This is a genomic window from Modestobacter sp. KNN46-3, from assembly GCF_011039295.1.
This window is the reverse complement of record NZ_JAAKGN010000093.1, coordinates 1-18463: the sequence shown is the minus strand read 5'-3', so window position 1 is coordinate 18463 and position 18463 is coordinate 1. Positions and strand designations below refer to the sequence as shown.

Genomic DNA, 18463 nt, shown 5'->3' with positions numbered 1-18463 from the left:
AGCCCTCGCCCCCGCCGCCGGCCGGCATCTTCGACTGAGCAGGGGGGGTGCACCGGCCCGGGCCTCGGCCTAGGGTCGGGCCATGACCGCTCCCGCGTCCCGACGGCTCACCCGCGACTCACGGCACAAGGTCATCGCCGGGGTATGCGCCGGCCTGGCCCGCCGCTACGGCCTCTCCCGCACCGGCCTGCGGGTGGCGTTCGTCGTCTCCTGCGTGCTCCCGGGCCCGCAGTTCGTCGCCTACCTCGTGCTGTGGGTCGTCATGCCGCGCGACGACGGGCGCTGACCGCCACCCCCTCAGGGGGCGGCGGGCTCACCAGCTGGAGTTGCCCCGAGGCAGGCCGCGCACGGTGGGGCGGACGTCGACCAGGTAGACGACGGCGGCGATCACGGCCGGCAGGCCCAGGAAGCTGAGCGGCCCCTGCCAGAGCAGGACCAGCGTCGCGATGCCGGTGATCGCCATCCAGCCGGGCTTGGTCAGCTTCCCGGCCGCGACGAACGCGGCGGCCGGTCGGATGATCGCGTCGATGAAGGCCCACACCGCGAGGGCGAGGGTCGCGTAGAAGACGACGAGGTTGATGAGCCCGTCGATGCCAGCCATGTCAGCAGGATAGGCGCGCCGGGCGTCGCGGCGGCGCCTCGACCCTCGCCACACCGCCGGCCCTGACCCCCCGGGGTAACAGCACTGCGCCCCGGCACCCGCAGTGCGGGCGCCGGGGCGCGGTGCTCAGCTCTGTGTCAGCTGGTGGCGTCGGTGCTCTTCGCCGGGACGGCCAGCGGGTCGGGCAGCGTGGTGCCCTCGGACATCACCGGGGCGACGGTCGCCGGGGTGGCCTTGGTGGTGCGCTTGGCGGCCGCCTTCTTGGCCGGGGCCTTCTTCGCCGGGGCGGTGGTGTCCCGGGCGCTGCGCTTGGCCGACTCGGCGACCTCCTGGGTCTCCTGCTGCGCGGCGTCGACGGCCTTGTCGGTGCGCGACTTGGCCTTCTGCGCGACCGAGGTGACCTCGTCGGAGGCCTTGCCGATCGTCTCGCCGGTCTCCTCGAGCACGTCCTCGACGGTGTCCTCGACAGCGTTGACGGCCTTGTCGGTGCGCGACTTGGCCTTCTGCGCGACCGAGGTGACCTCGTCGGAGGCCTTGCCGACGGTCTCGCCGGTCTCCTCGAGCACGTCCTCGACGGCGTCCTCGACAGCGTCGACGGCCCGCTCGGTACGGGCCACGACCTTGCGGAACGCCGGCTGGGTGCGGAGGTCGTCGACGACCTTCTCGCCGCGACCGGCCAGCTCCTCGATCGCGCCGAGCGCCTGGGTGCGGGCGCTCTCCACGAGGCCGGTGACGGTGCCGAGCACGGTCTCCGGGCGGACGGTGGCGGCGACCCCGCGGGCCTGCTCGGCGCGGACCCGGGCCTCGGCCGCGGCCTGGGCGGCGCGGGCGCGGGCGGCCTCGATGCGGCTGCGCGCCTCCTTGCCGGCCAGGTCGGCCTGCACCTGGGCCTCGCCGGGCAGCGCCTCGGCGCGGGTGCGGAAGGTGCCCACGACGGTGCGGGCACGGTCGACCGCGACGTCGCCGGCGCCGAGTGCGGCCAGCAGGCCGGTGCGGACGAAGGTCTCGCCGTGGTGCTTCAGGGTGTCGGTGCGGCTCATGCCGTCTCCTCCTGGGGAGTGGGGGTGGGTGCGGTGGTGGTGGGAGCGGCCGCCTGCTCGCGGGCCAGCTGCGCGGCGTGCTCCCGGGTGTAGGTCTCGTACAGCTCCAGGAGCACGGCCTTGTGCCGCTCGGAGAGCGCCTCGTCGGCGCGCAGGGCGGCCACGGTGCCGGCCGTGCCGGACCGCCGGTCGAGGATCCCGGCCTGCTCGTAGAGCGTCTCCGCGGAGATCTTCAGGCCGCGGGCGATCTGCGCCAGGATCTCGGCGGAGGGCTTGCGCAGCCCGCGCTCGACCTGGGACAGGTAGGGGTTGCTGACACCGGCCCGGCGGGACAGCTCGCGCAGCGACACCTGGGCGGCGTTGCGCTGGGTGCGGATGAACTCACCCACCGAGGAGCTGACGGTGGTGTTCACCGTCGAAGCCTCCGCGGCCGCGGTCGCCACGCTCTCGCGGACCGCGGTCACCTGCTCCCGGACGAACTCCGTGGGTCGCTGCACAACCCCACGGTAGCCCAATGTGCTAGCTGCTGCAAGCAGGCTGCTAGCGGCTCGACCCGTCGAGGACCGCAGCCGCCCGGACCTCGCCCACCACGCGCTCGCCGCCGGAGACCGGCGTGACCAGCCACCGGGCCAGCGTCTCGGCCGGCAGCCCCAGCCGCTGCAGCCCCGCAGCCAGCGCCGGCGCCCGACCGCGGTCCCCGCCGTCGTCCAGCTTCAACGCGACCGCCCCGACCCCCGGCAGCGCCGCGACGTGCACCCCGTCGGCTCCGCCCTTCACGAGCAGACCGTCCACCGCCTGCATCAGCTCGGTGTCCTCCCGGCCGGTACCGGCCACCAGCCAGGGGTGCGCGCGCATCGCGTCGGCGACCCGACGCCCCGGCGTCCCGGGCTCTGCCTGCACCAGCGAGAGGACGCCGCGGGCCAGCCCGGTCAGCGAGATCGCGTGCTGCGGCGCACCGCACCCGTCGACCACGACCGCCGCCACCGGCTCACCCGCGGCCTCGCCCAGCCGGGCCTCGATCGCCTGCTGGAGCGGGTGCTCGCGGTCCAGGTACCCGGCGGTCGGCCAGCCGGCCGCGGCACAGGCGGCCAGCATCGCCGCGTGCTTGCCCGAGCAGTTCATCGCCAGCCGCTCCGGCGCCCGGCCGGCCACCAGCCACTCGGCCCGGGTGCGCTCGTGCTGCGGCAGCGCCGGCGGACAGCCCAGGTCGTCCGGGCGCAGCCCGGCGGCGGCGAGCAGCTCGCCGGCCAGCGCGCGGTGCTCGTCCTCACCGCTGTGCGAGGCGGCCGCGATGGCCAGTTCCCGGTCGTCCCGGGGCTGCCAGCCCGCCTGCAGGTACGTGGTGGCCTGCACCGGCTTGTTCGACGAGCGCGGCAGCACCGGCCGGGTGACGTCGCCGACCTCCAGCAGCGGTGCGCCGTCGGCACCGAGCACGACCAGCGCCCCCCGGTGCACCGACTCGAGCACGTCGACCCCGAGGCCGGCGCGCCACACCTCGACCAGGACGGGCTCGTCGGCCCAGCGGGTCAGTCGGTCCGCCGGCATCAGGCGCGGTGCCGGGACTCGTCGGCCAGCAGCTGCGCCACGTCGGCCAGGCCCTCGCGGTAGCGGCGGGCGAGCTCACCGGCGACGGTGTCCATCACCTGCTGCACGCCGCGGCGTCGCTCGGACAGCGTCCGCTCCCCCTCGCCCAGCGCCCGGGCGGCCTGCTCCAGCTGGTCGTCGGGCAGGGACGGGACGTCGGAGAGGTCGACCCCCGGCGCCAGCCCGTTCACCCAGGTCTCGAACTGCTCCGGGGACGTCGGCTGGACGGTCTGGTGCCGGCCGAGCCCGTGCGCGGGGCCGCGGCCCTTCTCCGACAGGATCTCCGGCAGCAGGTCGACCAGCGAACGGCCGTCGTGCTCGGCCCGGCGCTGCAGCTCGCGACGGACGATGTCCAGCCGGCCCTGCAGCAGCCGCCGGGTGTAGGAGAGGTTGACCTCCTCCTGCTCGGCGCGGTGCCGCAGCGCGCGGACCTCGGTCATCGGCAGCTCCTCGACCCCGTCCAGGAAGGACGGGTCGAGCAGCTCGTCGACGCCGGCGCCGCCGGCGGGAGAGGGGACAGTCATCGGGAGACCTCCGCAGTGGTGGGGACGCGCGTGATGCCCAGCAGCTGCCGGGCCTCGGTCGGGGTGAGCGGCGGGCGCTGGGCGATCCGGGCGAGCCCGGCCGCCCGTGCGACCAGCTGGGCGTTGTCGCGCACCGGTTCGCCGGGGGCGTAGGTCAGGGTGTCCTCCATGCCGACCCGCAGGTGGCCGCCGGCCGACAGCGCGGCCAGCATCACCGGCAGCGAGGTGCGGCCCACGCCGGTGGCGGCGAAGGTGGCCCCGGGCGGGAGGAACGGCAGGCAGGCGGCCAGCGCCGCCGTCGTCCCGGGCATCCCCCCGGGCACCCCCATCACCAGGTCGACGTGCACGTGCCCACCGGCGGGCGGCCCGTGCCGGTCGAGCAACCGGGAGAGGGTCGCCAGCTGGCCCAGGTCGAACACCTCGTACTCGGGCACGATCCCGCGCTGCTGCATCTGGGTGTGCAGCTCGACGATGAGGTCCCAGGGGTTGTAGAAGACGTCCCGGCCGAAGTTGACCGTGCCCAGGGAGAGCGAGGCGGCGTCCGGCTCGGCGTCCAGCACCGCCAGCCGCGCCTCGGCCGGGTCGGTGACCGCGCCGCCGGTCGAGAGCTGCACGACCAGGTCGGTGCTCTCCCGGACGGCGGCGACGACCTCCCGGACCCGGGGCAGGTCCAGCGTCGGCCGGGTGTCGGTGCCGCGCACGTGCAGGTGCAGCACGGCGGCGCCGAGGGCCCGGCAGTCGCGGGCGGTGGCGACCACCTCGTCGACGGTGACCGGCAGCGCCGGGACGTCGACCTTGGCCGACTCAGCGCCGGTCGGTGCCAGGGTCAGCAGGGTGCCCTGGACGCCGACCGGAGTGCTCACCGGCCGATCGTCGCAGACCGGACCGCGCGCACGCGGTCGCGGGCCGCCGCCCGGGTGTCGTCCAGCGCCGCCGGGGCGTCGTCGAGGTCGATCACGGCGACCGCCTCCCCGACCCGCAGGTCGGCGTCGGGCGCGACCGACTGCTTGACCAGGGCCAGACCGATCACGCCCAGCTCGTGGTGGCGGACCACGCTGCCCACCCGGCCGACCTCGCGGGTGCCGGCGGTGACCGGGGTGCCCGGCGCGGGGAGCACCTCGCTCATCCCGTCCAGGTGCAGCAGCACCTGACGGCGCGGCGGGCGACCGAGGTTGTGCACCCGGGCGACCGTCTCCTGCCCGCGGTAGCAGCCCTTCTCCAGGTGGACGGCGGTGTCCAGCCAGACCAGCTCGTTCGGGATGGTGCGGTGGTCGGAGTCGATGCCGGCGCGCGGACGGCGGGCCTCGACCCGCAGCGCCTCGTAGGCGTCCAGGCCGGCGAGCACCGCACCGGCGGCCAGCAGGGCATCGGCCCGTGCGCCCACGTCGCCCCGCGGCACCAGCAGGTCGACGACCGCCGCCGTCCCGTCGCCGAGCGCCGGCATCCGACGCGCCCAGCCGCCGTCCGGCAGCGGCACCACGGCGTGCTCCCCGGCCGGTACCGGCCAGCCGGCCGCGGCGAGCACCGCGTCGCCCTGCGGGCCGACCAGGCTGAGCAGTGCCCAGCCGTCGGTGCGCAGCTCGGGCTCGACCCGCAGCATGAACCGCATCTTCTGCAGCCAGGCGGTCAGCGCCGCGCCGGTGCCGGGCTCCACGTCGGCCCAGACCGTGCCGGCCAGCTCGGTCAGCTCGGCGTGGTGCTCGACCCGGCCGTTCGGGTCGAGGAACAGCGCCTCGGTGCCGGTCGCGTCGGGCAGCTCACGCAGGTGCTGGGAGGTCAGGTCGTGCAGCCAGCTCAGCCGGTCGGGCCCCGGGACGGCGACGACGTCCCGGTCGCTGCGGTCGACCAGGCCGGCACCCTCGGCCAGCCGGCGCTGCTCGGGCAGCGGCTCGCCGTAGTGGGCCGCGACCGAGCCGCCACCCTCGACGTCCAGGGCCACGGCACCGGGGCGCTGCAGCAGGGGGGAGCTCATGCGTTCTCCTTCTCCGCGCAGGCTCGACAGGTGCCGGACAGCGCCACGTGGCCCACGTCCAGGGTGAAACCCAGCTGAGCGCTCAGACGTTCCGCAGCACTGTCGAGCAGCTCCGGGTCGACCGAGTGGATCTCGCCGCACGACTGGCACACGACGTGCAGGTGCGGGTGCTGGGCGGCGTGGTAGATCGGTGCGCCCTTGCCCAGGTGGGTGTGCCAGACCAGGCCGAGCCGTTCGAGCAGCTCCAGGGTGCGGTAGACCGTCGAGGTGTCCGGGGCGGCGCCGTCCGGGCCGGCCTCGGCCCGCAGCCGGGCGCCGATCTCCTCCGGGGTGCCGTGCTCCAGCGCCGCGACGGCCGCCAGCACCCGCTGTCGCTGGCTGGTCAGCCGCAGACCACGGGCCCGCAGCTCGGCGGCCAACGGCGGCGCGCTCTCCGGTCCGGACACGGTGCCGAGCCTAGTTCGCCGGTACGGCAGGGTGGACGCCGTGACGAACGCGCGGGTCGTGGTCTGGCGGGACGGCGCGGCGACGGTGGTGGCCCCGGACGAACCGGTGGTGACCGGGTTCGACCTGGGGCTCGGGCGGGGCGACGGCGCCTTCGAGTCGGTGCTGGTCGTCGCCGGGACGACGCCGCACCTGGACGCCCACCTGGACCGGCTGCGCCGCTCGGCGTCGATCATGGCGCTGACCCACCCGGGGGACGACGCCGTCCGGGCCGTGGTGGCGGCCGGGCTCGCCGACTGGCCGGCCGACGTCGAGGGGGCCTGCCGGGTGCTGCTGACCCGCGGCCTCGGGGACGGCACCCCGCCGACGCTGCTGGCCCTGCTGGCCCCGGTGCCGGAGGAGACGCTGCGGCAGCGCGAGGAGGGCATCGCCGTGGTCGGCCTCTCGCTCGGGGTGCCCGCCGACGTCCGCGCCACCGCCCCGTGGTTGCTGGGCGGGGCCAAGACGCTCTCCTACGCGGTCAACATGGCCGCCCTGCGGCACGCGCACGCGGTCGGCGCCGACGACGTCGTCCTCACCTCCGTGGAGGGCAGGCTGCTGGAGGGCCCGACCTCGACCGTCGTCTGGGCCGCCGGCGGTCGGCTGCACACCCCGCCGGTGGAGACCGGGATCCTGGCCGGCACCACGCAGGCCCGGCTCTTCGAGCGGGCCGAGGCCGCCGGGTGGCCGACCGCCGTCACCGCCGGCTCGATGGCGGACCTGCAGGGCGCCGACGCGGTCTGGCTGCTGTCCGGCATCCGGGGCGCCGCCACGGTCACCTGCCTGGACGGGGTCTCCCGAGGAGACGCCGGGTTGTCCCGGCGGGTGGGCGAGCTGCTGGCCCGGTAACCTCGTCCGAGGTGCGCCGGGAAGTCTGGTCGGCAACTCTCTTCCCGACCCTGCACAACGGAGCCGCCACGTGACCACACCCACCCGCTTGTTCAGCCGGGGGTCCTACCCGGAGGCCACGCGGATCGCCGCGATCCTCCGCAAGGAGACCATCGGCGGGGCACTCCTGCTGGTGGGCACCGTGATCGCCCTGGTCTGGGCGAACTCGCCCTGGGCGGAGTCCTACGAGGCGCTGCGCGACACCCGGGTGGGCCCCGAGTCGCTGCACCTGGACCTCACCCTCGGCACCTGGGCGGCCGACGGGCTGCTCGCCATCTTCTTCTTCGTGGTCGGGCTCGAGCTCAAGCGGGAGTTCGTCGCCGGCGACCTCCGTGACCCTCGGCGGGCGGCCCTGCCGGTCGCCGCGGCCGTCGGCGGCATGGTGGTCCCCGCCGTCCTGTTCGTGCTGGTGAACCTGGGCACCGGCGACGGCGCGCTGCGCGGCTGGGCCATCCCCACGGCCACCGACATCGCCTTCGCCCTCGCCGTCCTCGCGGTGATCAGCACCCACCTGCCCACCGCGCTGCGCACCTTCCTGCTGACGCTGGCCGTGGTCGACGACCTGCTCGCCATCACGGTCATCGCGATCTTCTACACCTCCGAGCTGGCGGTCACGCCGCTGCTGCTGTCGCTGGTCCCGCTCGCCGTCTTCGGGTTCCTGGTGCAGAAGCGGATCCGCTCCTGGTGGCTGCTCATCCCGCTCGCGGTCATCACCTGGGTGCTGATGCACGAGTCCGGGGTGCACGCCACCGTCGCCGGGGTGCTGCTCGCCTTCACCGTGCCGGTCGTCCGCAGTCAGGCCGCCGGCGGCCCGGACGCGGGCCCCGGCCTGGCCGAGCACCTCGAGCACCGGATCCGCCCGATCTCCGCCGGGTTCGCCGTCCCGGTGTTCGCCTTCTTCGCCGCCGGCGTCACCATCGGCGGCTTCTCCGGTCTGGCCGAGTCGCTGTCGGACCCGGTCGCCATCGGCATCGTCGTCGGCCTGGTGGCCGGCAAGACGATCGGCATCACCGGCGCCACCTGGCTGGTGTCCCGCTTCACCCGCGCCGAGCTGGACGAGTCGCTGGGCTGGCCCGACGTCGTCGGCCTGTCCATGCTCGCCGGGATCGGGTTCACCGTCTCCCTGCTCATCGGCGCACTCGCCTACGGCGAGGGCTCGCTGCGCGACGAGCACGTGAAGGTCGGTGTCCTGGTCGGCACCCTGACGGCGGCCGCGCTGGCCGCGATCCTGCTGAAGACCCGCGACCGCCGTTACCGCCGGATCGCCTTGGAGGAGACGGCGGACGTCAACGCCGACGGCGTGCCCGACGTCTACCAGACCGAGGACGGCCGGCAGATCCGCACCGTCGACGACAAGGCGACCCACGACCCGGACTGGGAGGGCACGCCCCCGCCCGGGCGGACGGCCGGCCCGTCGTCCGACACCTGAGAAAAGGTCGTTGCCGAGCTCTCGTCCGCGTCGTACCGTCGTGGCACACGAGAGAGGAGGTGGTCCCGAAGTTGATGACTTACAGGACACGTGAGGTGGCTGTCCGCTAGCCGCCGTCCAGATGGGCCGCCCGTTCAGAGCCTGTGGAAGACCCACAGCCTGAGCGACGGCACTCCCGCCCGTCCGTCGATGGCGGCAGGCGAGAACCGGACAGTCACCCGACCCCCGGGCTGCCGACGTTGTCCAGTCGGCCCGTGAGCCGCTCCCCACCACGGTGGGTACAGCGCCGCGGAGCAGCCCGGGGGTTGTCCGTTGTCTGGGGGAGGAGTCGGGCGTGCAGTTCACCGGTCGCTCCGTCGCCCTGGACACCTCGGCCGGCATCTGGCTCGCCGAGTCCGCCTCCTCCGCCACGCCGGCGACCGTGGCCGCGCTGGTCCCCTCCTCCTTCGAGGCCGTGGCCCGGGTCTTCCACCCCGCCGTGCGGTACGTGGGGGACGACGACGTCGAGGTCCCCTGGGCCTCCGTCGCAGCCGCCAACGGCACCACCGTGCACCCGCTGATGCAGTGGGGCTCGGTCACCGGCGCGATGGAGTACTTCGAGAACGACGACCAGTCGCCGCTGTGGCACGGCGCCCCTGCCCGCGGCCACCTCCCCGCCCCGGTCGCCGAACGCCTGGTCGCGGTGCTGTCCCGCTGGACGACGACCCCCGACGTCTGCTGGTTCGCCGTCGCCCAGGGCGGCGCCGTCATCGCCGACCACCCGACGCTGAGCCTGCCCGACCGCGAGTACTGGCTGATCAACGGGCCGATCGAGCTGGCCGCGCAGAACATGGCCGCCGAGCCGTTCGAGCAGAGCGCCAACCTGTGGTGGCCGGCCGACCGCGCCTGGTGCGTGGTGACCGACATCGACCTGGTCAGCACCTACGTCGGGGGCAGCGCCGCCTGCATCGCCGAGCTGTTCGCCGTCGACGGCCTGGAGGTCGTCCCCGCGGCGCCCGGCCAGCGCACCACCTGGGACGCCGACCAGGTCAACCCCACCCCACCCGACACCCCCGACAGCTGACGGCCCCAGGTCTCCGACCACCAAGATGGCCATTTTGGTGGTCGGTGCGCCGCGGGGGCCAAAGTCGCGATCCTGGCCCCTCTGGCTTCAGGCACCACCAAAATGGCCATTTTGGTGGTGACGAGGCGTCAGAGCTGGGCGAGTTCGGCGGCCAGGTCGTCGAGGCCGAGGCTGCCCTGGGAGAGCGCGGCCATGTGCCAGGCCTTCAGGTCGAAGTCGGCGCCCCGCGCCTGCTGGGCCGCCTCCCGGCCGGCCAGCCAGGCCCGCTCCCCCAGCTTGTAGCTGATCGCCTGCCCGGGCATGCCAAGGTAGCGGACCAGCTCGCTGTCCAGGAAGTCGGCGTCCCGGCCGCAGTTCTCCCCGAAGAAGGCGCGCGCCAGCTCCGGCGTCCACGGCTCGCCCCGGTGCGCGGCGACGGCGCCCTCGGCGTCGTCGGGGATCGGCAGCTCCAGGTGCATGCCGATGTCGACCACCACCCGGACGGCGCGCATCTGCTGCGCGTCCAGGTAGCCCAGCCGGGCCCCGGGGTCGGTCAGGAAGCCCAGCTCGTCCATCAGCCGCTCGGCGTAGAGCGCCCAGCCCTCGACGTTGGCCCCGACCGACCCCAGCGAGGTCTGATAGGACGACAGGTCGCCGGAGACGTACGCCCACTGCGCGAGCTGCAGGTGATGCCCGGGGACGCCCTCGTGGTACCAGGTCGAGACCAGGTCCCACAGCGGGAAGCGCTCCCGGCCCAGCGTCGGCAGCCAGGTGCGGCCGGGACGGGAGAAGTCCTGGGTCGGCCGGGTGTAGTACGGCGCCGCGGCGCTGCCGGGCGGGGCGATCATCGCCTCCACCTGGCGCACCGGGCCGGCGATGTCGAAGTGCACCCCGTCGAGGGCCTCGATCGCGGTGTCCATCATCGCCTGCAACCGCTGCCGGACCGGCTCCACGCCCTCGACGGCCTCGCCGTGCTCGGTGAGCCAGCGCATCGCCTCCATGGGCGTGGCCCCGGGGAGCACCTTGTCCGCCTCGGCGCGCTGCTCGGTCAGGATCCGCTGGTGCTCGGCCCAGCCCCAGGCGTAGGCCTCCTCCAGGCCTCTGCCCGTGCCGAGGTCCGAGCCGTTCCACGAGCGGGCGAAGCGGGCGTACCGCTCACGGCCGACCGCGTCCGGGGTGCCCTCGGCCTGCGGGGCGTAGGTGTCCCGGAGGAAGTCGCGGACGGCGGCGACCGCGGCGTCGGCCGCAGCAGCTGCGGCGTCCAGCTCGGCGCGCACCTCGTCGGGGCCGGCGGCGACCAGCCCGGCGAAGTAGGGACCGGCCAGCCACTCGTCGAGCTGCCCGACGACGGTGTGCACCTGGCGGGGGGCGGCGAACAGGCCCTGCGCGGCCCCGGCGCTCAGCGACTCGCGGTAGCCCCGGTAGGCGGCCGGCACCCGGGCGAGCCGGCGGGCCAGCACCGCCCAGTCCTCCGGGGTCCGGGTCGGCATCATCGAGAAGACCTGCCGGATGGAGTGCACCGGGGAGAAGAGGTTGGACACCGCCCGCAGGTCCTCGCCGGCCTCGTGCAGGTCCAGCGCAGCCGTGAGCCGCTCCCGCAGCAGCCGCGCGCAGCGGCGCTCCACCGGGTCGTCGTCCAGGGACGGGTCCGCGGCCAGCACGCGGTCCAGCTCGGCGAGCGTGGCCCGGATCAGCTCGGCCTCGGCGGCCAGCCCGGCCGGGCTGGTGTCCGGCAGCCGGTCGTCACCGGGGCGGGTGCCCAGCTGGGTGGCGACGATGGGGTCCAGGTCGCAGACCGCGTCGACGTAGCGGTCGGCGACCTGACGGGGGGTGGTGGCGGGCTGCGTCACGGGTTTCAGCGGATCCTCTCCAGGCGGGCGGACATGGTGGGGCGCAGCGGCTGGTCGCCCGCCGCCCGGTCGACGGCGTAGAGCAGGGCGCCGTCGACGATGCCGTAGAGCCGCTTGGCCCGGCTGGTGTCGGGGTGGTCGGGGGTACGGGCCAGGACGTCGCTGTCCAGCTCCCAGCTGGTCGTCGTCCGGGCCGTGCCGACGTAGATCTCGACCAGGCCGGCCGGGGAGCTGACCAGCAGCTCGACCTCTTCCTCGCCGCGGGGCCGCCAGAAGCCGGACTCCCGCTGGTCCGGGCCGGCGACCTGGCCGTCGGCGGTCAGCCGCCAGGTGCGCGACTCGTAGCTGAGGAAGCCACGCCCGTCGTGGGCGAAGCGGACCCACTGCCCGAAGCGGTGGTCGCCCTCGGTGCCGGCGGCCTGCCCCTCCCCGTGCCACTCGCCCAGCAGCGGCAGCACCGACAGCAGCTCGTGGGCCACCTCGGGCCCCTCGCGGACGTCGACGGTGTCCGGGACCGGCAGCTCGGTCGGACCGGCGACCGGCCCGGTCGGCAGGCCGGGCGGGACGGGGGCGCTCATCGTGCGCGCCCCGGACGCTCGGCGCGGGCGACCCGCCACGCCGAGGCGGCGAAGCCCAGCGCGACCAGCGCGACGAGGGTGATGAGCACCCAGGCGGAGAACAGACCCATGCCGCCACGGTATCCGCGCCACCCCTCCGGGACCGCGGTGCCCCGGGTCAGACCGGCACACCCGTCGCGGCGGTCGCCCGGACGACGTCGTCCCAGGGTGTGGGCCGCAGGCCGAACGTCTCGGTCGTCTCGGTCGCGTCGAGGACGAACGGGGCGTCCCACTGGTGCCGGATGTCGACGACCTCCCGCATCACCGGCGCGGCGAGCCCGACCGCCCGGAGCACCGGCCACGGCAGGCCGCTCACCCGGGCCGGCGGTGCGCCCAGCGCGGCGGCCAGGTCGGTCAGCGCCTGGCGCTGACTGCGGGGCGGGGCCGTGGGCACGTGCCAGGCCCGCCCGGCGGAGCGCTCGTCGGTGCCGAGGGCGACCAGGGTGGCGGCGACGTCGGGCACGTAGGTCCAGCTGTGCACCGCGTCCGGGTCGCCGATCACCCAGGCCCGCCTGCCCCGACGCAGGGTCGCCAGCTGGCGCATCAGGTGCGACTGGGCCGGTGGCACCCCCGGGCCGACGAAGTCCGACGCCCGAGCCTCGGTCACCCGGACCCGGCCGGCCTGGTGCGCGGCCAGCGCGTCGCGCCACATCTGCGCCCGCAGCCGCCCCTTCACGTCGGTGGCGACCAGCGGGGAGCCCGCGGTCATCGGGCCGGCCGGGCGGCCGTAGCCGTACAGGTTGCCCATGGTCACCAGCAGGGCACCGGTGCGCTCGGCGGCGCCGAGCAGAGCGGCGGCGATCGGAGGCCAGTCCTGCGACCAGCGGGTGTAGTCCGGCGGGTTGACCGCGTTGTAGAGGACGTCGGCCCGGCCGATGACGCCGGTCAACGCCTCGACGTCGGCGGCGTCCACCGCACGGTGTCCGACCTGGTCGGTGCTGGCCCCACCGCTGCGGGAGAGCACGAGCACCTCGTGCCCCTGCTCGGCCAGCAGCCGCGCCGTCGTCGAGCCGACCGGCCCCTTGCCGACCACCACGTGTCGCGCCATTTCGATCTCCTCAGGTCTGCGAGAGCACCGCTCTCGGATGGCGGTGACCTTCCTCCTCCCGACTGCGTCCGTCAAGAGCGGTGCTCTCGATTGCGAGCACCAGTCTCGGATGGCATGCTGCCCGGGTGCCGCCCACCGCCCGGGAGCGCGCCCGCGCCGACCTCACCGCCGAGATCACCGACCTGGCCCGCACCCAGCTGGCCACCGTCGGGGCCACCGGCCTGTCCCTGCGCGCCGTGGCACGGGAGCTGGGCATGGCCTCCTCGGCCATGTACCGGTACTTCCCCAGCCGCGACGAGCTGCTGACCCGGCTGATCATCGACGGCTACGACGCGCTGGGTGCTGCGGCCGAGGAGGCCGACGACCCGACCGCCCCGCCGGCCCAGCGGTGGCTCGCCGTGTGCCGCGCGGTGCGCCGCTGGGCACTCGCCCACCCGCACGAGTACGCGCTGCTCTACGGCTCACCGGTGCCCGGCTACGCCGCCCCGCTGGACACGGTGCCGGCGGCTGCACGCGTCGGGGTGGTGCTCGGCCGGGTCCTCGGGGACGCCGCCCGGGCCGGCCTGCTGCCGGACGCGCCGGGCCGGACGCCGACCCTGGTGAGCCCGGAGACGGCGGAGGTGCTGGGCGGGGACCACCCGAGCCTGGACGACGGCGTACGCGCTCGGGCGCTGCTCGCCTGGAGCTCGCTGTTCGGTGCGGTGAGCTTCGAGCTGTTCGGCCACTTCGTCGGCTCGGTCGTCGACGCCGACGCCTTCTTCGACCACGCCATGCAGGACCTCTCCGGCCTGCTCGGCTTCTGACCGGTGCCGTTCACCGGCAGCCACCCCGCCGCCGTCCTGCCGTTCCTGCGCACCCCACTGCCCGCCTCGGCACTGGTGGCCGGGAGCCTCGCCCCCGACCTGCCCTACTACCTGCCCGTGCACCCCGGCTTCCGCACCCACACCGCGCTCGCCGTGGTGACCGTGGACCTGCTGCTCGGTGCGCTGCTGTGGGTGCTCTGGCACAGCGTGCTGGCGGCGCCGGCGCTGGACGCGACCCCGGCAGGCCTCCGGGGCCGGCTGGACGGTGTGCGGCTGGGCCTGCGCCGGCGACTGCGCACGCCGGGACAGGCGGCGCTGGCGATGGCGGCGCCCCTCGTCGGGGCCGCGACGCACGTGCTCTGGGACGAGTTCACCCACCCCGGCCGCTGGGGCACCGAGCACGTCGCGCTGCTGCGCGAGCCGTGGGCGGGCCTGCCCGGGCACCGGTGGGCCCAGGAGGGCAGCGGGCTGCTCGGGCTCCTGGTCCTGCTGGCCTGGCTGGTGTGGTGGTGGCGGCGCACGTCCGCCGTCCCGGCGCCGCCCCGGCCGGCCTGGTGGGCGCCCTGGCTGGTGGTGGCGGGAGCCGGTGTCGTCGGCGGGCTGACCGCCGTCCCCGGCGCGGCCGACCCGCGCGCTGCCGCGGTCGAGGCCGCCTTCCGCGGCGGCGGTGTGGCCGCCGGGACCGCACTGATGCTGGCCGCCGTGTGGTGGGTGCGCCGGCTCGCAGACGACAGCGCCCGCCCCGGCCGGAGCCGGAGCGGGCGCTGATCGGCCTGCTTCCAGGGGCCCGCCCTGAGCTTGCGAAGGGTGGGGAGGAAGGAGGTCCTTACGCGATGGCGAGCGTCGTCTCGTTCAGCCCGACCTCGGCCTCGATCGCGCGCTCGGCGCGGCCGACCGGCGCCAGGGTGCGCAGCGTCCAGTTCCCCGGCGCGGCGAAGAACCGGAACTCACCCTCCGGGCTGGTCACCACCTCGGCGGTGAACTCGTCGGTGGAGTCCAGCAGCCGCACGTACGCGCCGGCCACCGGGGTGCCGTCGTGCCACACCGATCCCTGGATGACGGTCTGGGTGCTCAGGTCGACACCGGCCAGGCTGCCGCCCTGCTTCGGGGCTCCGCACATGTCAGCTCACTTCTCGATCGGGACGCCGACCAGCGAGCCGTACTCGACCCAGGAGCCGTCGTAGTTCTTGACGTCGGACTTGCCGAGCAGCTCGCGCAGCACGAACCAGGTGTGGCTCGAGCGCTCACCGATGCGGCAGTACGCGATGGTCGGCTTGGTCTCGTCGTAGCCCTGCTCGGCGTAGAGCTTGGCCAGGTCCTCGTCGCTCTTGAACGTGCCGTCCTCGTTGGCCGCCTTGCTCCACGGAATGTTCATCGCCGTGGGCACGTGGCCGGCCTTCTGCGCCTGCTCCTGCGGCAGGTGCGCCGGGGCGAGGATCTTGCCGGAGAACTCGTCGGGCGAGCGCACGTCGATGATGTTCTTGCTGCCGATGGAGGCCACGACCTCGTCCCGGAAGGCGCGGATCGACAGGTCGGGCTCGCTGGCGCGGTAGGTGGTGGCCGGGCGCTCCACGGCGTCCTTGGACAGCGGACGGCCGTCGAGCTCCCACTTCTTGCGGCCACCGTCGATCAGCTTCACGTCGCGGTGCCCGTAGAGCTTGAAGTACCAGTAGGCGTAGGCGGCGAACCAGTTGTTGTTGCCGCCGTACAGCACCACGGTGTCGTCGTTGCCGATGCCGCGCGAGGAGAGCAGTGCCTCGAACGCCTCGCGGCCGACGAAGTCACGGCGCAGCGGGTCCTGCAGGTCGGTCTTCCAGTCCAGCTTGACAGCGCCTTCGAGGTGGCCGCCGTCGTAGGCGCTGGTGTCCTCGTCGACCTCGACGAAGACGAGGCCGGGGTCGCCCAGGTGCTCCTGGGCCCAGTCGGCGGTGACGAGCACGTCGCTACGGCTCATGGGTGTGGTTCCTCCATCAGGTGGGGCGGATGGTGCGGACGTCGTGCGGTGCAGATCTGGAACGGGTGCCGATCCCGTGCGGGACCGCGGAGCCGGTGTCCACCGGAGCGCACGTCCGGCGGGACCAGGGCGTACGGAGAGCGGCGCGGGACGGAGTCTCCGGCGCGGGGGTGCGGCCTCAGCAGGCCGGACAGCGGGTGCTGCCGACGCGGCACAGGTCGACTGTGCGGCGCGAGGTCAGCAGGGGGCCCACGGCGCGAGGGTAGCGGATCATCGCCCCGACCTCACATGAGCGGCCACCAGAGCGGCCAGCTCAGCCGGCCCCGGCGCGCCGGCGTTGCGGGCCACCACCGTCCCGGCGTCGTCCAGCCAGATCAGCGTCGGCGTGACCCGCACGTCGAGCGCCCGGACCTCGTCCAGGTGGCTCTCGGCGTCCACGTGCACGTACGACAACCCCGGGTGCGTCGCCTCCAGGCGCTGCAGCCGGGCACGGGTGGCCCGGCACGGCCCGCAGAAGGCCGTGGAGAACTGGACGACGGTCAGCTCCGCCTCCGCCGGACGCACGCCCAGCCGGGCGAGGGCGGCCGCGGCGTCGGCGGTGCTGGTCGTCGTGGTCACCTGAGGGACAACGGGCGCCCCGCCGGGCACATTCCGGGGGATCCGCCGGGCAGCGCCGATCAGCCCTGCAGCACCGTGTCGGTCGCCGCGACCACCACCAGGACCCCGTCCTCCCCGGGGTCGACGCTGGTCAGCTCCAGCCCGAAGGGCAGCTCCGGCACCGGGTACCGGAAGTCGAGCACGTCGACGGCCCGGTCCAGCACGAAGCCGGGGACGTCGACGCCCGCTGCCGACGCGTCCTCGACGTCGACCACCAGGTCACGCCCGTCGAGGGTGACGGTGCCCCGGGCGATGACCGGGACCTCGATCCCGGCCAGGTCGACCGTGCGGTCGATCCGCAGCCGGTCGCCCTCCGGGGCCAGCCGGGTGTCGCCGCCGAGCTCCTGGGCGAGCAGCTCGTAGGAGAGCGTCGCCGTCCCGTCGACCTGCTCGACCGGGATCGCCTGGACCGAACCGGAGATCACGTCGGACAACGGCACCTGCACCCCGTACAGCTGCACGTCGGCGCGGGTACCGGCCGGCTCGCCGAGCTGCTCGGCGGTCAGGCTGATCCGCACCTCGTCGTAACGACCGGCCACCGCCTGGGTGAGGAACGGGAACCCGGTGATGTCGACCTCCGGCGCACCGGCCAGCCCACCGCGCTCGGCCACCTGCTGGGCGACCTGCCCCTCGGCGACGGAGACGCCGACCCGGTCGACCAGGAACAGCAGGCCGAGGGCGAGCAGCAGGACGATCAGCAGTGCCTTCACGTGTCGAGTCTCCCCTGCCGCTCAGCCGGCGCCGTACGAGGCGAGGGCGTAGGCCACCGGCGCGACGGCGGCCAGCGGGAGCACCGCCTGCACCACCGGCAGCGCCCAGGTCCACTCGTCGCGCTCGGCCACGACGTAGGAGGCGGCCAGCGCCGTCAGCGCGGCCGCCCCACCCAGTGCCGCGCCGTAGATGGCCGCCGACAGGACGTCGACCAGCGCGTCGCCCTCGCGGTCCAGCAGGGCCACCCCCGTGGCGGCCAGCACGGCGAGGACGACGCCGAGCAGGCCCCGGGGCACGTCCGGGGTGATCTCCGGGCGGGGCAGCACGACGTCGACCAGGTGACCGACCAGCAGTGCGGCACCGACCACCAGCACCGCCGTCTCCAGCGCCCGCGACCCGCCCTCGAGCCGGGCGACCCCCAGCAGCACCGCCAGCGCACAGACCGAGCACAGCAGCAGGACGACGCCGGCCAGGGACGCGACGAGGTACCGGCGGGGTGCCGGGCGGGTCATCTGGTGGACGACGGCGGCCAGGAACCCCAGGCCGAGCACCGCCAGCAGCCAGTCCAGCTGCGGGCGGGCCGGGAGGAGGATCGCCACGTCGGCCGCGATGGCCGTGGCGCCACCCAGGGCGAGGGAGCCCGCGAAGCCACGGATGCCGGTGGCGACCACCCAGCCGGCGACCAGGCCCGCCTGGAGCAGCGCCACCGAGGCGACCCGCCCCGTGTCACCGAGCGCAGCGGGCAACCCGACGGCCACCGCGGTCACCACGACGACCAGGCCGGCGGCCGGGAGGTGGTGGGCGCGCGGGGACAGCTGCGTGTCCGGAGCGGCCTGCGTCACCCCGCGATCCTCGCAGAGGGTGCCCGGACCGCCGAGCGCGCCGCGCACCGTCGTGTCGCCGGCGCGCGACCGGACCGTGCGGTGGGTCACGACCTCACCGGGACGGCGACGCACGTCCGCTATCCTGCAGCCTCACCTCGACAGCGCGGTCGACGGCCTGGGTCCGCCCAGTGAGGAGACGACATGCGACTCGTGCTCATGACCTCGGCCCGTCAGGCCACCACGGAGGTCCTCCCTGCGCTGGGGCTGTTGGCCCACCAGGTGCGCATCGTGCCCCCCGAGCTGTCCAGCCTGCTCGACGGTGACGCCGGGGACGTCGTCCTGGTCGACGCCCGGCACGACCTCGTCTCCGCCCGGACCCTGTGCTCGCTGCTGGCCTCGACGGGTGTCGCCGCCTCGCTGGTCGCGGTGCTGGCCG

At 74.9% G+C, this 18463-nt stretch carries 22 protein-coding genes and 1 pseudogene; 7 read left to right on the top strand and 16 right to left on the bottom strand.

The genetic code is table 11. The features are described from left to right. Nucleotides 1-82 precede the first annotated feature (82 nt). Complete coding sequence (locus G5C62_RS17690; protein WP_036333104.1) at nucleotides 83-286, top strand: PspC domain-containing protein; 204 nt, start codon at nucleotides 83-85, stop codon at nucleotides 284-286. Between the two features lie 27 nt (nucleotides 287-313). Here G5C62_RS17690 and G5C62_RS17685 read toward each other — a convergent pair whose 3' ends face one another. The 8 genes from G5C62_RS17685 to G5C62_RS17650 all read right to left on the bottom strand — a co-directional run bounded on the left by G5C62_RS17685 (nucleotide 314) and on the right by G5C62_RS17650 (nucleotide 6167). After that, a complete protein-coding gene (locus G5C62_RS17685) occupies nucleotides 314-601 on the bottom strand; it encodes a DUF2516 family protein (protein WP_036333102.1) in 288 nt (95 codons plus the stop codon). Between the two features lie 137 nt (nucleotides 602-738). Beyond that, entirely contained in the window at nucleotides 739-1641 is a 903-nt protein-coding gene (locus G5C62_RS17680; protein WP_164702057.1) for a hypothetical protein, read from the bottom strand. After that, nucleotides 1638-2138, bottom strand: coding sequence for a helix-turn-helix domain-containing protein (locus tag G5C62_RS17675; protein ID WP_081975113.1), 501 nt, complete (start codon nucleotides 2136-2138; stop codon nucleotides 1638-1640). Before G5C62_RS17675 ends, G5C62_RS17680 begins: the two co-directional genes overlap by 4 nt. A gap of 43 nt (nucleotides 2139-2181) precedes the next feature. Next, a complete protein-coding gene (locus G5C62_RS17670) occupies nucleotides 2182-3186 on the bottom strand; it encodes an asparaginase (protein ID WP_164702056.1) in 1005 nt (334 codons plus the stop codon). Continuing rightward, entirely contained in the window at nucleotides 3186-3749 is a 564-nt protein-coding gene (locus G5C62_RS17665) for a hypothetical protein (RefSeq protein WP_036336763.1), read from the bottom strand. The genes G5C62_RS17670 and G5C62_RS17665 overlap by 1 nt, the downstream gene beginning before the upstream one ends. Continuing rightward, nucleotides 3746-4612, bottom strand: coding sequence for a 3-keto-5-aminohexanoate cleavage protein (locus G5C62_RS17660; RefSeq protein ID WP_164702055.1), 867 nt, complete (start codon nucleotides 4610-4612; stop codon nucleotides 3746-3748). Before G5C62_RS17660 ends, G5C62_RS17665 begins: the two co-directional genes overlap by 4 nt. Next, complete coding sequence (locus tag G5C62_RS17655; protein ID WP_164702054.1) at nucleotides 4609-5721, bottom strand: folate-binding protein YgfZ; 1113 nt, start codon at nucleotides 5719-5721, stop codon at nucleotides 4609-4611. Before G5C62_RS17655 ends, G5C62_RS17660 begins: the two co-directional genes overlap by 4 nt. Further along, nucleotides 5718-6167 carry a Fur family transcriptional regulator gene (locus G5C62_RS17650; RefSeq protein WP_036336768.1) on the bottom strand — a complete coding sequence of 150 codons (450 nt, stop codon included), beginning with the start codon at nucleotides 6165-6167 and terminating at the stop codon, nucleotides 5718-5720. The genes G5C62_RS17655 and G5C62_RS17650 overlap by 4 nt, the downstream gene beginning before the upstream one ends. Nucleotides 6168-6207: 40 nt before the next feature. Here G5C62_RS17650 and G5C62_RS17645 point away from each other — a divergent pair, with 40 nt between their 5' ends. The 3 genes from G5C62_RS17645 (at nucleotide 6208) to G5C62_RS17635 (ending at nucleotide 9584) form a co-directional block, all read left to right on the top strand. Next, nucleotides 6208-7053, top strand: coding sequence for an aminotransferase class IV (locus G5C62_RS17645; protein ID WP_164702053.1), 846 nt, complete (start codon nucleotides 6208-6210; stop codon nucleotides 7051-7053). 70 nt (nucleotides 7054-7123) lie between these two features. Further along, nucleotides 7124-8521 (top strand): Na+/H+ antiporter NhaA, encoded by a 1398-nt coding sequence (gene nhaA, locus G5C62_RS17640; protein ID WP_164702052.1) that lies wholly within the window; start codon nucleotides 7124-7126, stop codon nucleotides 8519-8521. Nucleotides 8522-8855: 334 nt separating this feature from the next. Continuing rightward, complete coding sequence (locus G5C62_RS17635; RefSeq protein ID WP_164702051.1) at nucleotides 8856-9584, top strand: hypothetical protein; 729 nt, start codon at nucleotides 8856-8858, stop codon at nucleotides 9582-9584. A 128-nt stretch (nucleotides 9585-9712) separates the two neighbouring features. Here the strand turns inward: G5C62_RS17635 and G5C62_RS17630 are convergent, their stop codons facing one another. From G5C62_RS17630 to G5C62_RS17620, 3 genes are all read right to left on the bottom strand, one after another. Next, on the bottom strand, nucleotides 9713-11413 hold the full coding sequence (locus G5C62_RS17630) for a DUF885 domain-containing protein (RefSeq protein ID WP_206330703.1): 1701 nt from the start codon (nucleotides 11411-11413) through the stop codon (nucleotides 9713-9715). Nucleotides 11414-11418: 5 nt separating this feature from the next. Further along, entirely contained in the window at nucleotides 11419-11991 is a 573-nt protein-coding gene (locus G5C62_RS17625) for an FABP family protein (RefSeq protein WP_164702050.1), read from the bottom strand. A 157-nt stretch (nucleotides 11992-12148) separates the two neighbouring features. Further along, complete coding sequence (locus G5C62_RS17620) at nucleotides 12149-13078, bottom strand: NAD-dependent epimerase/dehydratase family protein (RefSeq protein ID WP_164702049.1); 930 nt, start codon at nucleotides 13076-13078, stop codon at nucleotides 12149-12151. A gap of 125 nt (nucleotides 13079-13203) precedes the next feature. Between G5C62_RS17620 and G5C62_RS17615 the strand changes: the two genes are divergently transcribed. Next, nucleotides 13204-13881 carry a TetR/AcrR family transcriptional regulator gene (locus G5C62_RS17615; RefSeq protein ID WP_164702048.1) on the top strand — a complete coding sequence of 226 codons (678 nt, stop codon included), beginning with the start codon at nucleotides 13204-13206 and terminating at the stop codon, nucleotides 13879-13881. Between the two features lie 3 nt (nucleotides 13882-13884). Next, nucleotides 13885-14649 (top strand): DUF4184 family protein, encoded by a 765-nt coding sequence (locus G5C62_RS17610; protein ID WP_164702047.1) that lies wholly within the window; start codon nucleotides 13885-13887, stop codon nucleotides 14647-14649. A 58-nt stretch (nucleotides 14650-14707) separates the two neighbouring features. On the opposite strand, the gene G5C62_RS17605 is transcribed toward G5C62_RS17610, so the two are convergent. The 5 genes from G5C62_RS17605 to G5C62_RS17585 all read right to left on the bottom strand — a co-directional run bounded on the left by G5C62_RS17605 (nucleotide 14708) and on the right by G5C62_RS17585 (nucleotide 18045). Beyond that, complete coding sequence (locus G5C62_RS17605) at nucleotides 14708-15001, bottom strand: DUF1416 domain-containing protein (protein ID WP_164702046.1); 294 nt, start codon at nucleotides 14999-15001, stop codon at nucleotides 14708-14710. Nucleotides 15002-15007: 6 nt separating this feature from the next. Beyond that, complete coding sequence (locus G5C62_RS17600) at nucleotides 15008-15835, bottom strand: sulfurtransferase (protein WP_164702045.1); 828 nt, start codon at nucleotides 15833-15835, stop codon at nucleotides 15008-15010. Between the two features lie 270 nt (nucleotides 15836-16105). Continuing rightward, a complete protein-coding gene (locus tag G5C62_RS17595; RefSeq protein ID WP_164702044.1) occupies nucleotides 16106-16453 on the bottom strand; it encodes a thioredoxin family protein in 348 nt (115 codons plus the stop codon). A 59-nt stretch (nucleotides 16454-16512) separates the two neighbouring features. Continuing rightward, nucleotides 16513-17202 (bottom strand): DUF2993 domain-containing protein, encoded by a 690-nt coding sequence (locus tag G5C62_RS17590; protein ID WP_164702043.1) that lies wholly within the window; start codon nucleotides 17200-17202, stop codon nucleotides 16513-16515. Nucleotides 17203-17223: 21 nt separating this feature from the next. Continuing rightward, entirely contained in the window at nucleotides 17224-18045 is an 822-nt protein-coding gene (locus G5C62_RS17585) for a hypothetical protein (protein WP_206330702.1), read from the bottom strand. A gap of 183 nt (nucleotides 18046-18228) precedes the next feature. Between G5C62_RS17585 and G5C62_RS17580 the strand changes: the two are divergent. Continuing rightward, nucleotides 18229-18463, top strand: a pseudogene (locus tag G5C62_RS17580) (DUF3684 domain-containing protein); the annotation flags it as partial.

Excerpts from the sequence above, each read along its gene's own strand:
- G5C62_RS17685 (WP_036333102.1), bottom strand. The coding sequence starts at position 601 with ATGGCTGGCATCGACGGGCTCATCAACCTCGTCGTCTTCTACGCGACC.
- G5C62_RS17655 (WP_164702054.1), bottom strand. The coding sequence starts at position 5,721 with ATGAGCTCCCCCCTGCTGCAGCGCCCCGGTGCCGTGGCCCTGGACGTC.
- G5C62_RS17600 (WP_164702045.1), bottom strand. The coding sequence starts at position 15,835 with ATGAGCCGTAGCGACGTGCTCGTCACCGCCGACTGGGCCCAGGAGCAC.
- G5C62_RS17625 (WP_164702050.1), bottom strand. The coding sequence starts at position 11,991 with ATGAGCGCCCCCGTCCCGCCCGGCCTGCCGACCGGGCCGGTCGCCGGT.
- G5C62_RS17665 (WP_036336763.1), bottom strand. The coding sequence starts at position 3,749 with ATGACTGTCCCCTCTCCCGCCGGCGGCGCCGGCGTCGACGAGCTGCTC.
- G5C62_RS17605 (WP_164702046.1), bottom strand. The coding sequence starts at position 15,001 with ATGTGCGGAGCCCCGAAGCAGGGCGGCAGCCTGGCCGGTGTCGACCTG.
- G5C62_RS17690 (WP_036333104.1), top strand. The coding sequence starts at position 83 with ATGACCGCTCCCGCGTCCCGACGGCTCACCCGCGACTCACGGCACAAG.
- G5C62_RS17620 (WP_164702049.1), bottom strand. The coding sequence starts at position 13,078 with ATGGCGCGACACGTGGTGGTCGGCAAGGGGCCGGTCGGCTCGACGACG.
- G5C62_RS17670 (WP_164702056.1), bottom strand. The coding sequence starts at position 3,186 with ATGCCGGCGGACCGACTGACCCGCTGGGCCGACGAGCCCGTCCTGGTC.
- G5C62_RS17680 (WP_164702057.1), bottom strand. The coding sequence starts at position 1,641 with ATGAGCCGCACCGACACCCTGAAGCACCACGGCGAGACCTTCGTCCGC.